The organism is Acinetobacter sp. FDAARGOS_559 (assembly GCF_003940475.1).
Taxonomy (GTDB): domain Bacteria; phylum Pseudomonadota; class Gammaproteobacteria; order Pseudomonadales; family Moraxellaceae; genus Acinetobacter; species Acinetobacter baumannii.
In genome coordinates, this window is the sequence record NZ_RKJG01000005.1 from 326,162 (window position 1) to 340,089 (window position 13,928).

General features: G+C 36.9%; 13 protein-coding genes and 1 pseudogene. 6 read left to right on the forward strand and 8 right to left on the reverse strand.

Annotated features, from left to right (window positions below; genetic code table 11):
- Window positions 1-31: 31 nt before the first annotated feature.
- The gene (locus EGS71_RS02960; protein ID WP_000153891.1) at window positions 32-490 is read right to left on the reverse strand and encodes a DMT family transporter; all 459 of its coding nucleotides are present in this window, start codon (window positions 488-490) and stop codon (window positions 32-34) included.
- Window positions 491-499: 9 nt separating this feature from the next.
- On the reverse strand, window positions 500-934 hold the full coding sequence (locus EGS71_RS02965) for a DMT family transporter (protein ID WP_001166493.1): 435 nt from the start codon (window positions 932-934) through the stop codon (window positions 500-502).
- Window positions 935-1,033: 99 nt separating this feature from the next.
- Here EGS71_RS02965 and EGS71_RS02970 point away from each other — a divergent pair, with 99 nt between their 5' ends.
- Window positions 1,034-1,966: a LysR family transcriptional regulator gene (locus EGS71_RS02970; protein WP_000366422.1), complete on the forward strand. Its 933-nt coding sequence runs from the start codon at window positions 1,034-1,036 to the stop codon at window positions 1,964-1,966.
- Between the two features lie 100 nt (window positions 1,967-2,066).
- On the opposite strand, the gene EGS71_RS02975 is transcribed toward EGS71_RS02970, so the two are convergent.
- Window positions 2,067-3,410, reverse strand: a complete 1,344-nt coding sequence (locus tag EGS71_RS02975; protein ID WP_000053789.1) for an MFS transporter — start codon at window positions 3,408-3,410, stop codon at window positions 2,067-2,069.
- A 295-nt stretch (window positions 3,411-3,705) separates the two neighbouring features.
- On the opposite strand from EGS71_RS02975, the gene EGS71_RS02980 reads away from it, so the two are divergent.
- Window positions 3,706-4,584 (forward strand): SMP-30/gluconolactonase/LRE family protein, encoded by an 879-nt coding sequence (locus tag EGS71_RS02980; RefSeq protein WP_000404171.1) that lies wholly within the window; start codon window positions 3,706-3,708, stop codon window positions 4,582-4,584.
- A gap of 93 nt (window positions 4,585-4,677) precedes the next feature.
- On the opposite strand, the gene EGS71_RS02985 is transcribed toward EGS71_RS02980, so the two are convergent.
- Window positions 4,678-5,409: a GntR family transcriptional regulator gene (locus EGS71_RS02985; RefSeq protein ID WP_000883488.1), complete on the reverse strand. Its 732-nt coding sequence runs from the start codon at window positions 5,407-5,409 to the stop codon at window positions 4,678-4,680.
- Window positions 5,410-5,520: 111 nt separating this feature from the next.
- Between EGS71_RS02985 and EGS71_RS02990 the strand changes: the two genes are divergently transcribed.
- From EGS71_RS02990 to EGS71_RS03000, 3 genes are read left to right on the forward strand one after another with little or no spacing between them, the layout of a single operon-like run.
- The gene (locus EGS71_RS02990) at window positions 5,521-6,810 is read left to right on the forward strand and encodes an SLC13 family permease (protein WP_000217343.1); all 1,290 of its coding nucleotides are present in this window, start codon (window positions 5,521-5,523) and stop codon (window positions 6,808-6,810) included.
- Between the two features lie 7 nt (window positions 6,811-6,817).
- Window positions 6,818-7,630 carry an amidohydrolase family protein gene (locus EGS71_RS02995; RefSeq protein ID WP_000995630.1) on the forward strand — a complete coding sequence of 271 codons (813 nt, stop codon included), beginning with the start codon at window positions 6,818-6,820 and terminating at the stop codon, window positions 7,628-7,630.
- Window positions 7,631-7,639: 9 nt separating this feature from the next.
- Window positions 7,640-8,980 (forward strand): MFS transporter, encoded by a 1,341-nt coding sequence (locus EGS71_RS03000; RefSeq protein WP_000786781.1) that lies wholly within the window; start codon window positions 7,640-7,642, stop codon window positions 8,978-8,980.
- 193 nt (window positions 8,981-9,173) lie between these two features.
- Here EGS71_RS03000 and EGS71_RS03005 read toward each other — a convergent pair whose 3' ends face one another.
- Window positions 9,174-9,314 carry a hypothetical protein gene (locus EGS71_RS03005; protein WP_000770269.1) on the reverse strand — a complete coding sequence of 47 codons (141 nt, stop codon included), beginning with the start codon at window positions 9,312-9,314 and terminating at the stop codon, window positions 9,174-9,176.
- 249 nt (window positions 9,315-9,563) lie between these two features.
- On the opposite strand from EGS71_RS03005, the gene EGS71_RS03010 reads away from it, so the two are divergent.
- The gene (locus EGS71_RS03010; protein WP_000760381.1) at window positions 9,564-10,034 is read left to right on the forward strand and encodes a hypothetical protein; all 471 of its coding nucleotides are present in this window, start codon (window positions 9,564-9,566) and stop codon (window positions 10,032-10,034) included.
- A gap of 55 nt (window positions 10,035-10,089) precedes the next feature.
- On the opposite strand, the gene EGS71_RS03015 is transcribed toward EGS71_RS03010, so the two are convergent.
- The 3 genes and pseudogenes from EGS71_RS03015 to EGS71_RS03025 all read right to left on the reverse strand — a co-directional run bounded on the left by EGS71_RS03015 (window position 10,090) and on the right by EGS71_RS03025 (window position 13,750).
- Window positions 10,090-10,836 carry a hypothetical protein gene (locus tag EGS71_RS03015; protein ID WP_000564355.1) on the reverse strand — a complete coding sequence of 249 codons (747 nt, stop codon included), beginning with the start codon at window positions 10,834-10,836 and terminating at the stop codon, window positions 10,090-10,092.
- Window positions 10,837-10,998: 162 nt separating this feature from the next.
- Window positions 10,999-11,248: pseudogene (locus EGS71_RS22740) on the reverse strand (TetR family transcriptional regulator); the annotation flags it as partial.
- Between the two features lie 102 nt (window positions 11,249-11,350).
- On the reverse strand, window positions 11,351-13,750 hold the full coding sequence (locus EGS71_RS03025; RefSeq protein WP_000843437.1) for a membrane-bound PQQ-dependent dehydrogenase, glucose/quinate/shikimate family: 2,400 nt from the start codon (window positions 13,748-13,750) through the stop codon (window positions 11,351-11,353).
- Window positions 13,751-13,928 lie beyond the last annotated feature (178 nt).

Consider the following 13,928-nt stretch of genomic DNA (forward strand, 5'->3'; position numbering starts at 1 on the left):
ACACAAAGTCTTTATAAAATTTTTTACAGCATTACCCTTCTACCTTTTTATCCTTACTACTTGAATAGATAAAATATAAAGCAATCCCTAGGCAAATTAGCGCTCCTAATCGATACGGTGAAAAAGAGAGCACTTCATTACCAAACCAGCCAAAGTTATCAATCAAGATACTCATCAAAAGTTGCCCAAAAATTACAGCCACCGTAGCAACCGCCGCTCCAATTCTTTGCACGGCCAGTACCATAATGACAATATAAGGCACTCCACACATGGCACCTAACAACTGCCATTTGGGAACATCTAACAAGGTTAAGGTTTGTTTTGGTTCAAAGTAAAAAATAAGGAGAGCCGTAATTAGAGCACCGACCGAGAAAGTCAAAAAAGCACTACGAAATACACCAACTTTTGCTCCAAGTTGACCATTAATTGCAACCTGTACACTCAATAAAGCACCACCAAGAACGGCGAGAAGAATCATTAAAATTGTCATGGCTGTCTCCTACGCTTTTGCCACAAGTACAAGTGCAGCAACAATAAAGATGAGTGCCACTACCCGTTTACGATCAACCTTTCGGTGCGGAGTTCCTAGTAAACCATAGTGGTCGATAATCAGACTTTTAGATACCTGTCCCGCTAAAATGCCAATCATGGTCATTGCAATGCCAATAATTGGAGTGGTAATGGTCAAAATAATGACGTAAGCCGGACCTAAAACGCCACCGAGTAATTGCCAAGATGGAAGTGTAAAAAATGAAGGGCTATTGCGTGGGCTAAAAAACAACATGAGTAAAAAAGTAAGTGCTGCACCCACACCAAAAATACTAAAAGTGGCCCACAACTCACCTACTTCCTTTCCTAACGGCCCTAAAAGCCCAGCTTCGACCGATAGCCCCATTCCCCCTAAAATGGTTAGGAGTAGTAATAGAATTTGCATCTACATTGCCTCATCTGTATCTAGGCAACGAATACTAAGGTAGCCAATTCATCAGAAAAACAGCATAATGCATGAATCACTTTTGCAGAAATTGCACAAATGGATTTAACAAATTCGATTGATATCCGCACGCTTCGCTTCTTTATTAGTGTTTACAATGCTCAAAACTTCTCGAATGTAGCACGTAAAGAAGATGTGTCTGCCTCCATGATTTCTCGAACCATTCAACAACTTGAAGATGCGTTGGGGCAGCAACTTTTCTACCGAAATACACGAGCAATCACACCAACGGAATCGGGCAAATTATTTTTTGAGTATGCAAAAAGAATTACCGAACAATTTGATGAAGCTCAAAAGGCATTGCAAGATAAAACCATAGAACCATCTGGACTCGTCCGAATTAATGCCCCTGTATTTTTTGGTCAACGGCATATTGCGCCGTGGTTGGCGGGTTTATCAGAGCGTTATCCAAGGCTTCTAATAGAACTAATTCAAACCGATGAATTTATAGACCCATTACGCGAAAGCACAGATTTAATATTTCGTATTGGAGCACTGACTGATTCATCATTTCATGCCCGTATTTTTGGTACACAGAAATATCATTTGGCTGCCTCTCCTCAGTATGTTGCCAAATACGGTACGCTCGACCACCCAGCAGAACTTAATCAACACAAGTGCCTAGTTTATAAAGGTTTTGAAGGTCCTAACCGCTGGTTAGTGAGAAAGCCCAATGAAGAATGGGTACATTATCCAATTACCCCGTTACTTTCATCGAATAATGCCGAGAGTTTAATGACAGCCGCGCTTCATGGCATGGGGATTGTTTTATTTCCTGATTGGCTGATTGGCGAAGCTTTAAAACAAGGTGATTTAATAAAGCTTTTACCTGAATATGAAGTCGCGATTAAATCGCACCCCCAGCATATCGCAGCCATTTATCCCAATGTCCGCCATCCACCACTCAATATTAGAGCAGTGATCGATTATTTTGCAGAAATCTATGGAGACACACCGTATTGGCAGAATTAGTTTTCTTTTCAATGCCAGCAAAGTATTCAAATATCGACATACTTTGCTGGTGTCTCACCAGTGATGAAAATAAGACTAAAAACTTTAAATAAATAAGAATTTAATTTGCACTCAAACTTAAATTATCAACTTGTTCTGATTTTTCTTTTTTAATGAGATAACCCAATATAATTTGCAAAATCACGCCAATAAACGCGCAACATGACATTAAGAGAAAACACCAGATATACCCCTGATGACTATGCCAGCCACCAAAGCTCGTAAGCAAATATCCCATAATAATCGGTGCGACAGCCCCACCTACATACTGAGCAACTGTGATTAAACTATTTGCAGTTCCAATTGCTCCGGCTGGCGCATAATCTGATGCTGTCGCATAGAAAATAGGCCAAATTGCGTTGGCAGATAGACCAAAAAACAGTTGTATTGCAATGACGGAAACCACGCCTGAGGTTAAACAAAAACTTGCAATGCTGACCGCCATCCAACAACCACATAAAATCAATGTGAGTCGTCTGCCAATCTTATCGGACAAAGTCGGCCAAATAATTTGCCCCATCATGCCGGTAATTGTAAATACAGCGCTTAAGCCAGCCGATTTCGCCAGATCTAACCCGACAATATTGTATAAAAATGCAGGAAAGATAGTTAAAAAACCAATATAAACCACATGGGTAATTAAAGTACTGGCTGCGGTAAACACAATTCCCCGAGAACTTAGAGTTTGTTTTAAACGTTCCCATGTACTATGCGTACTTGTTTTTTCTTCTCCTTCATCGTGCACAAAATCTGTTGGTGGTGTGAATTGATTATCTACACAAGATTGGTGAAACTCTGAATAACGTTTACGGGTCGAATAAATCGCCCAAAAAGTTAATGCCGGTACAGCAAATATAATTCCAAGAAAAAAGGCATAGCGCCAATTCTGCGGACCAAAATAAGTAATGATGGTGGCCATTGCAACACCACTAAGTAGCGCTCCAACCGGATAACCTGAGTGATGAGCACCTATGGCAAAACCGCGGTGTTCCTTGGGCCACCATTCAGCAGTATTACTCACCCCAACTGGCTCTGCCACCCCACAACCCAAAGAAACCATAATACGTAAGGTTACAAACTTATAGAAACTTGAACTTAAAGATGTAATACCTGAAAGCAACGAAATAAAAGTAAATCCGATTACTAAGGGCCACTGAAAAATTCCTCGCTTCCAACCGGACGCATGTTTATCACTTAAAGCAGCAACCGGAATACTAAGAACGGCTAAAGAAAGTGTAATTGCAGCAATGGTGTATCCCCATTGCGTTGGAGATAAATTAAATTCATTACAAATCATATTGGCTGCGCGGAAAATCAACTCTCGGTCGTATGCAACAACTACCCAGATAATCCAGCAAATCACTAATGATACCCAAGAGTGGCGATGAACTTTTTTTAGGCTCATTTCTAATTCCTTTTTAATTAAAATGCATCCACATGCTTTTGCGTATAACGCTATGTCATTTGTTCACTCTTAAACTATCAAGTCGATTTAGAATTACTAATGATATTTCTACACCACGCAATAACTTATATTTATCAATTTAGTTTTAGCTATTTATCTCCATACATTTTTAATTCACAGGACCAATAACAATCTCTTATTAGATAAAGAAAAATTTTCATTGGTTTTTATATTTGGCTTTCATTAATTTAGTTTCATCGATGAATGACTGAATAAAAGGACTAAAAAAGGAATTATGGAAATTAAAGTACTGGTAGATGTAAAAACAAAACTTGGAGAATGCCCAACTTGGGATGCTGTTCGCCAACGCCTATTTTGGGTAGATATTGTTGATGGACGATTATTCTGTTGTGATGAATTCGGTGGGAATATACGGGCGTGGGAAGTTCATAAAAAAATAGGTTCTTTTGCTTTACAAGAAAATTATAACGGCGCAATTGTTGCGCTCGAAGACGGGTTATATCAACTCGACTTTGACACAGGCAACTTAAAATTTATTTACAACCCTGAACCAGACCTACCTCAAAATAGATTAAATGATGGTCGTGTTGATCGGCAAGGTCGATTCGTTTTTGGCTCTATGAACCGCCTTGAAGATGGGAATACCGCGTCTCTCTATCGATTAGATGCAGATTATAAAATAGAAAAATTAGAAAATAATATTAATACTTCAAATAGTATTTGCTGGAGTCCTGATGGTACTAAGCTCTATTTTGCAGACACATGGCAAGGTGAAATCTGGTCTTATGATTATGATCTTGAAACAGGGCAAATCTCAAATAAAACTACTTTTTGTAAGATAGATACATCAGACGGTGGTTCAGCAGACGGCTCGACAGTAGATCGTGAAGGCTACTTATGGAATGCAAAAGTATATTCGGGTCAGTTAGTACGTTATCGTCCTGATGGACAAATCGATCGTATTATTGAAATGCCTGTAAAAAAAATTACCAGTGCAGTTTTTGGTGGAAAAAATCTTGATGTCTTGTTTGTTACCTCTATGTCACAACCGCCTCTTCCGAGGTTCCCTGATGACAACCAATTGCGAGGCAGTGTTTTTGCCATTTATGGGCTAGGCATCCAAGGATTAGCCGATGCTCGATTTATGGGGTAATGACTCACTTCCTACAAGAAATACTTAACCATAAACGGTAGTGAACCAGCTCTGCAGCTTAATAAGGAAATCTTTATTAAGCTGCATAAAGAATTAATTAATTGTTATTTCATAATGAAAATTATCGGCCAAACCATAAGACTCACGGTATTCGACCGCTACACCTTCAAGATTTTTTGCAATACGGCATACCTTCACTAAAGGGTCTTCAAGGTGATTATTTAAATAGCTATCTTTAATATTTTTCTCAAAAGTTAACCGTTCTGTTGCAGAAGAAATAAATTGGCCACAGTGCTGATAATAAAAAGGATAAAGTAAGTTACCAAACTCAGCGATTGGAATTTCTTCCAGATTTTTAAATAAGCGTTCAGGTAGCCAGATTCTCTCGCTTAAAACAACGACATCTTCATGCTTACGGACACGCTCGATATAAAGCAACTTTTCGATGTGCTCAAGCCCTAACTCGGCGTTTACTTCCGGTATTGCATCACACACTTCTACTTTTTTGATTTGTCCTTGTGGCTGAATGAACTCGCCTTTTTTATTACGTAATCTAAAAAAACGAATGAGCGAATTTTCAAAATTAGGTTGTTTGAGGAAAGTTCCTTTTCCTTGCTGTTTAACCAATAAGCCATCTTCAACCAGCCCTTCAACCGCTTTTCTAACGGTTCCTACCGATACGCTATACATTTGCGCAAGTTCTTGTTCACTTGGAATAGGCTCTTCGACTGTCCATTTTGACTGGATCAGTAGTTTTTGAAGTTCCCAACGGACCTTTTCATATCTTGGCAATTTAAAATTTTTAAATGCAGTCTCATCAAGCATTTGCGTTAAACATTATGAAATCGATTTGACAATATTAGCATAGTTCTGTGTAATACAAAAAACCAAACATATATATGTTTAGATGTTTATATATTTATCAAGGAAGATAATATGACTGTATTGATGCTGATGGCTTTAGCCGTATCGATAGGTTTAGGTTATAAAACGAAAATTAATATCGGATTTTTTACGATAGCGTTTGCCTACCTGATTGGTTGCTTTGGCATGGGTCTTAAACCTTCCGAAGTTATTGAATTATGGCCTGTCAAAATTTTCTTTATTATTTTATCTGTCACTCTGTTTTATAACTTTGCTTTGGCAAATGGTGCTTTAGAGAAGCTTGCCAGCCATCTTTTATATAAATGCCGTAAGTTTCCTCAGTTTTTACCTTTAGCGATTTTTTTCGCAGCAACCATTATTGCTGGCCTAGGTGCTGGTTTTTATACAGTACTTGCCTTTATGGCACCCATTACACTGCTACTGTGTAAAAAAACCAATATGAATATGATTATTGGTGGGATGGCTGCAAATTACGGCGCTTTAGCTGGCGCAAATTTTATGACATCGCAAAGTGGTATTATTTTCCGAAGTTTAATGGAAAATACTGGCATTAGCTCACAAACAGCTTTTTCATATAGCGGTGGCATTTTTGTCTTAACTTTAATTATTCCAATTGCGGTGTTGGGAATTTATACCCTTTGGAATAGAAAAAGTAATTCGATTGTAATTGAAGATCAAAAGCCTGAGCCATTCGACAAAAAACAGAAACAATCCATCTTCCTTATTATTTTAATGATGTCGATTGTTTTAGTTTTTCCAATCTTGCATCTTGTTTTTCCCGATGTAAAAACGATTAGCTTTTTAAACTCCAAAATTGATATTGCCTTCCTTGCCATTACCTTCTCGCTCATTAGTTTACTTATGAAACTTGCCGATGAGAAAAAGGTCATTGCACTTGTACCTTGGGGAACACTGATCATGATTTGCGGTGTTGGTATGCTCATCGCATTAGGTGTGAAACTTGGCATTATTACTACCCTATCTGAATGGTTAGCAAACAATGTTCCTGTGTGGGTCATTCCAGTACTTTTATGTCTGATCAGTGCCATTATGTCTGTATTTTCAAGCACTCTAGGCGTGGTTGCTCCTACCTTATTTCCAATTGTTCCGGCGCTTGCACTTACCTCTGGCCTAAACCCACTAGTGCTGTTCATTTGTATTGTGGTTGGCGCTCAGTCTACAGCGATTTCTCCTTTCTCGTCTGGCGGTAGCCTCATTATGGCTTCAGCACCAGCAGACATCGACAAAACCAAATTCTTTAATCAACTGTTATTTAAAGCAATTCCTGTAGGAGTCATTGCCGCTTTAATCGCTATTTTCGCTTTAAAATTTGTAATGTGAGATGAAAATGAACTGTATAGATACACATGCACATGTTTTTTCGACACAGGACCACAGTATCGAAACAGCACGTTATGCACCTGATTATGAGGCAACTGTACAAAGTTTTATCTCTCATCTTGATGAACACAATTTCACGCATGGTGTTTTGGTTCAACCCAGCTTTTTAGGTACCAATAACCAAGCGATGTTAAACGCAATTCAGCAATACCCTGAGCGTTTAAAAGGGATCGCCGTTGTTCAACATACGACGACTTTTGATGAGCTAGTGAATCTCAAGGCACAAGGCATTGTAGGTGTTCGCTTAAATCTATTCGGTCTTAACCCTCCTGCACTAAATACGCCTGACTGGCAAAAATTTTTACGAAATGTGGAAAACCTCAACTGGCAAGTTGAATTACACGCACCGCCGAAATATCTGGTTCAGCTTTTGCCACAATTGGATGAATACCGCTTTGATGTCGTAATTGACCATTTTGGCCGAGTTGACCCTGTTAAAGGGATTGAAGATCCAGATTATCAGAAGTTTTTAAGCTTACTTAACGTAAAACAGCACTGGATTAAAGTGTCCGGTTTCTACCGTTTGGGCACTACTCCAAACAACATAAATACGGCACAACAGGCCTATAACATTTTTAAAGAAAAAGGCTTTTTACAAAAACTCATTTGGGGAAGTGATTGGCCACATACCCAACATGAATCTTTAATAACTTATGAAGATGCGATTAAAGCTTTTAAACAAATTGTGTTTGATAAACACGAGCAATGTTTAATTTTAAATCAGAACCCTACCGAGCTGTTTGGTTTCTCACGTACATAAGGAGTATGTATGAAAAATGATATATCTATATCGGAAGTAGAAAAGTCAACGATCCGTAAACTTTCTTTCCGTATTCTTCCTTTCCTCATTCTTTGTTATTTCATCGCTTATATTGATCGGGTGAATATTGGTTTCGCCGCTTTAACCATGAACCAAGAAATTGGTTTAACTGCTACTGCCTTTGGTTTTGGTGCGACATTATTTTTTATTGCATATGTCATATTTGAAATTCCAAGTAACATGGCTATGGAAAAGCTAGGTGCACGTATCTGGATTGCCAGAATCATGATTACTTGGGGAATTGTCGGTTGCTGTACCGCCTTCATTACCGGCCCAATTTCATATGCAATTTCACGGTTTTTACTTGGTGCTGCCGAAGCCGGATTTTTCCCAGGCGTATTACTGTATTTAACACTATGGTTCCCTAAACGATATATGGCTCGAATTGTTGCCGTATTTATGGTTGCGATTCCTTTGTCTAACTTTATTGGTTCACCATTATCTGCCTTACTGTTGGGCTTGCATGGTTTACTGGGCTTAAGTGGATGGCAAGTGCTTTTAATTCTTGAAGCATTACCTGCAATCCTTCTTGGTTTGTTATGCCTTGTATGGCTGCCGAATACCGCAAACAATGTGAAATGGTTAAATCAAGAAGAAAAGGACTGGTTATCAAGCACTTTAACTTTTGAAAAAAATCAATTGTTGAACTCTGAAAAACAAGACAGTGCCGAACAGAAAAAGAGTAAGTTCAAGTTGCTGATTACCAATAAATATCTATGGTTCTTTGCAATTATTTATGCAGGAAGTTCAGCAACCAGCAATATTTTATCGTTATGGATGCCACAGATTTTAAAAGCCTTCCATTTAACTGCTATGCAGACGGGTCTTTTAAATATGATTCCGTTTGGTTTAGCTGCCGCTTTCATGATTGTTTGGGGCGTACATGCCGATAAAAGTGGCAATAAGAGTCTCAACACAGCTATTCCGTTATTTGTGACCAGTTTTGGTTTGCTCCTTACTATTTTTACCTCGTCTTTAACTTTGAGCTTACTTTTATTCTCACTCGTTTTGATGGGTAACTATGCCATTAAAGGTCCTTTCTGGGCATTGGTTTCTGAGCGCTTACCGCCTACTTTAGTGGCTGTAGGTATTGCAGCGGTGAATACGATTGCGCATATCGGTACTGGGCTTATGAACTCTATTATGGGTATTGTAAAAGATTATTCGGGAAGCTTTCCTATTTCTCTTTTACCGTTATGTATGCTTACATTTACGGGTGCCATGATTGCGTTGTATTTGGGAAGAAAACCGACATTGCCAAAAGCGCAAAAGGTTCAAAAAGCAGTTTAGGTTTTAGAAATAAAAGATTTAATCAAAAGAGACCCATTGATGGGTCTCTTTTTTATTTATAACAAATATATAGAAGCTAAGATGGGTCAATATTTTCCTATTTTTATACGAAAACTAAGTTTGTCCATCTTTACTCCAACAAAAAAGCCCATCTTCCGATGAGCTTTTTATTTAATTAAGATTATCAAATGCATTAGGCTTTAAATTCTGCTAATACAAAGTTTTTTACTATTTCATCAAAATTAGGTTTCAGAAGAGTTGGCTTGCTATTTTTTATAGTTTTATACCAATAACTCGCTGCAACTCCCATGCTAACCAAAGCTAACAATTTCATAGCTCACCTCACTTATTGGGAAGAGTGGAGTTTAAAGTATCATTCGCGTTTGTAGCGTTCTAACTCGTTTTAGGGAGGTTTCTGTATATTTTTTAAGCACTATGTAATAAATAAAGCCCATATCTTTGTGAACTTTCTTTAAGGCCAGTAGTGCAATTTACTTACACTTCTTCCCATATAACTTATACTTAGTATCGGTCCTGTACAGGATCTATTTTCAATAAAAGATAAATAAAGGAATCTTCTAGAATGAAGAAATATTTATTAATTTGCCTTTTGCCTATTTTTATAACTGCTTGTAGTGCTAAACCAAGCCCTCAAGAAGAATTAGATCTCCAAGCTAGATTTTTACCTACAGTTTATAATATTGATGCAGGTACTTATGCTTTTGTTTCAAAAGAAGCACCTACACCTTTAACAAAACAAATGTATGAAGATGCATTATTTAAGCTTGGCTTATTAAAAAGATATGATGACCAAGCAAGTGCAAATTTCAAGCTTGAAAAAACTATAGAGCCAATAAAATTAAATACTTTATGTTTAATGAGTAAGTTTGTTAATAACCCAACTTATATAAAAGCTGTAAAGCATAGTATTGAGCAAGAGCCTGATTTAAATAAATGGCTCAAAGAAAAACAACCAAAATGGCAAAAAGCTTTGAGTAAGGAAGACCCAGCAATTTTTGACTACCCATGTAATATAACCATAAAGCCGCTTTGAGCGGCTTTTATACTTACGAACAAATTTTAGAAAATGGGTAGGAGTATTAAATTTATTATTTATTGTTTTGATGGATTTTATAGTCTAATTTGATATCTGTTTTAGCTCCTAGTTCTTTTCTCAAACTATGTGTTATTGGTAAGGTTAAATCATTAACTTCATCCAACATTTCTCTAAGTTGAGTATGACATTCATTTTTCTTAGTAAAAGTATCTATTTCTTGATCTGAGATTAATTTCTCTAATTTTTCACTTTCTTTCAGATTTTCATCAATAAAATTTAGAATTTTAGGTATCCGTTCATCTCTAGGATTTTGAATTTGCAGACTATCTAAAAGTTCCATTTTTTTATTGAAGATTTCTGTTAGATTTTTCCTTTTTATTTTTAGTTGTTCTAATTCTTCGACTGCTTCCATAAACTCATTAACTGATTGAATTCTTCTATTCAGATTATCATTAAAGCTTTCAAGAAACTCATAAAGTTCTTTTTTTGTTTCAGTAGTACTAATAAATGCTGCTTTATCTACCGTAATACAAAATTTAGTTATATTTTCAAAGAAAAAAGTCCAGCTATGAGAGTCTAGAAGGAATTTTGAAAAACCATTCACCATAAATGAGTAATGTTCAATCAACTCTAAATAAACATCTCGCCTTGTCTCAGCTAATCGTGCAACCTTTTGCAAATGTAAAGCTGTGTACCATGAGATTAAGATCCCTAAGATAATACCCACTGCACCTATAGATGCAGAGATTAAAGCGTAATTTGCCTGAATTTGAGCGGCTTTTATTGTTGCATCTATCACTTTCTTTTCCTAATTCATTTCAACTTATATCAAATATTCTTTTAAGTATATGTTTTACTCTCTCCCCAATAGCACATATATTATTCAAATAGTTATATTTAATCTACTTACTCAAATTGGAGGAAATTATAAAAACTACTAATGATCAATGTAAAAGTATTTTCATTTCCTACAAAAAAACCTCACCACCACCACATCCCTTTTCATCCAAACTTTTTGAGCTTAAAATTTGAAACATCAAGCCATCAATTAAATTTAAAACCATGTCGGCACTTGGTTTTAACGCATGAGTTTCCAAACTAAAAACCAAATCAAAAAGTTCTTTAAGCAGCCATTTTCTATATTCAAACGCTATACGGTAGGCCTGCGGGTAAATCTGTTTAGTTTCAAAAATGGCTTTAAGTATGCAGTGCCGCCTAATTATGCTACTACACCTCAAGCAGTAAAAATAAGAAAAAGAGACCTTTTATGGCCTCTTTTTCTAAAAAATAGAACTTGGTAAAAGATTTTAAATTTATTTTTTCATTAGTTTAAAAGCAACTACATAGTCACCGGGCGGTGTTTGCATAAAGTAATGGCCACCTGCAACAATGACAACATACTGCTCACCATCAATAGAATAAGTCATAGGTGTTGCTTGTCCACCCGCAGGCAATTTGGCACTCCAGATCGACTTACCAGTTTTACTATCAAAGGCATGCAAACGGTTATCAGTTGCAGCAGCAACGAATACAACTCCACCATCTGTAATAATAGGCCCACCATTATTAGGTGTACCAATATTAATAGGTAAGTACGTTGGCAATCCAAATGGACCATTGTGCTCTGCAGTTCCCAAAGGTTTTTGCCAAATCACTTTCTTGGTGTTCATATTAATAGCGGTAACCATGCCATAAGGCGGTTCATTACAAAGCACATTGGTAATTGGAGCATAGAATGGTTGAACATTTACTGCATAAGGAGATTCAGCCATTGCCGCAATTGAGCCATTTTTCTTAGCACTAAATTTCGGATCATCCATCGGTAAAATGCCTTCTTGATCTGCTTTAGCTCTTGCAATCAACTGGTTGTACATAGGGGTATTACTCCAGTTAGCTATCAAAATGCCATTTTTAGGGTTATAAGCTATGCTGCCCCAATCACTACCACCATTAAATCCAGGATATTGAATCCATGGCTTATTAACCGTAGGAGGCGTAAATTCACCAACATAATATGCCTGTCTATATTTAATACGACAAAGCATTTGATCAATTGGTGATATGCCCCACATTTTTGATTCTGTTAAATCTGAAAACCCTAATCGAGGAATATCTACAGACCATGGTTGTGTAGGCGAACGCACATCATCTGGAATAATAGATTTGGGAGCTTGGCGCTCGACAACGTTTGAAATCGGCTTCCCTGTAATTCGGTTTAAGACAAAGGTTTGACCTCTTTTTGTTGGCATAATGAGTGCAGGAACAACATTTCCTGATTGATCTTTATAATCAAGTAGAGTTGCTTGTGATCCTAAATCATAATCCCATGCATCCTTATGAACAGTTTGAAAGCTCCATTTTTTTACCCCTGTTAGAGCGTCCAATGCAACAACTGCGGTAGAAATTTGATTTTCTTCTTCTGTACGTAAAGCGCTATAGTAGTCGGGCGCTGAACTTCCTGTTGGAACATAGACTGTATTTAATTTTTCATCAACAGTCATAACTGTCCAAGAGTTCGGCGTACCACGGCTATAGGTTTCACCTTTTGGAGGTAATCCATGTCGATTTGGTTGTCTTACATCCCAAGCCCATTTAAGAGAGCCTGTATCAACATCGTACGCACGTATTACCCCAGATGGTGCTGTACGACGTTGGTTATCTTGAACTTTATGATTAACTACAATTACTCCATTTACTACTGGTGGTGGCGACGTAACAGCCATGAATCCTGGAACTGTATGACCAATTCCTTCTAGCAAGTTTACATGTCCTTTTGTACCAAATTGGGGACAAGCCTTTCCTGTTTTTGCATCTACCGCTATAAGTTGCATATCTAGCGTGCCTTCTATCACCTTTTCATGACATATTTCATTCTCAGGAATTACTTTTGAAGTATAGAATGTGACACCGCGACACACTGCTGTCGACGGTAATTTCTCGTAAGCTAAATTATGCTTATATTCCCAAATTTTCTTACCAGTTCGCGCATCTAATTTCAGCATATTATTGGTAGCAGTACATAAATAAAGAGCATCATTGACTTTGATTGGTGTAGTTTGAGCTGCCCATTTATTTTTTTTATCTATAGGAGGCATATCTCCTGTACGAGTTACCCAGACTTGTTTTAATTGATTAATATTCTCAGGAGTAATTTGGTTGGATGGTGAAAAGCGGGTTCCTTGCGTATCCCGCCCATAATAACGCCAATCATCGTCTGGCTGGGCACTAACTGAATGATAGGTATTCGTAGTATTTTGGGGAATTTGACTATTATCAAGCGTAGTAAAATATGGATACCATGCTAATGCTCCAGCCGTAAAGAAACAAATAACAATTAAACCAGTAAAGCTATAAGCAATTTTTTTTCTTATCCCATGCTCAAAATATGGAAGTAGTAAAGTTAGAAAAAAAGCAAATATAGCTATAGTTGCTAAACGAGGTATCCAGCCCCAAAATCTAGTGCCCGCTTCCCACATTGTCCAAATTAATGTGTAAACAAAAATCACTGCAAAGATTTTAGTTCCTGATAGTTTAATTCTAAAGATATATATTCCAGAAATTAAAAGAAGAATACCTGTAAATAAATAATAAATTGAGCCTCCTAAATACAGTAAATAAGCACCACCAAAGGTCAGAATAAGAGCAAATACTATTTGAATTAACGCATAGGTTTTTATAAAAAACCTACTTATATTAATAGATGTAGATTTCATTAATACCTCTTTAACTTTTGTAGATCATAAGAGTGCTAATGAATAATTAAAAAAGCATTTAAAAGTATTATTTATCAATACTTTGATACTGATTTCTGAATTCGCACTATTTTTATTATATTTTTTTTAAAGAAGATCTTGGTTGTCGAATTCACAACCTAAGATTTCATTTTTAGCA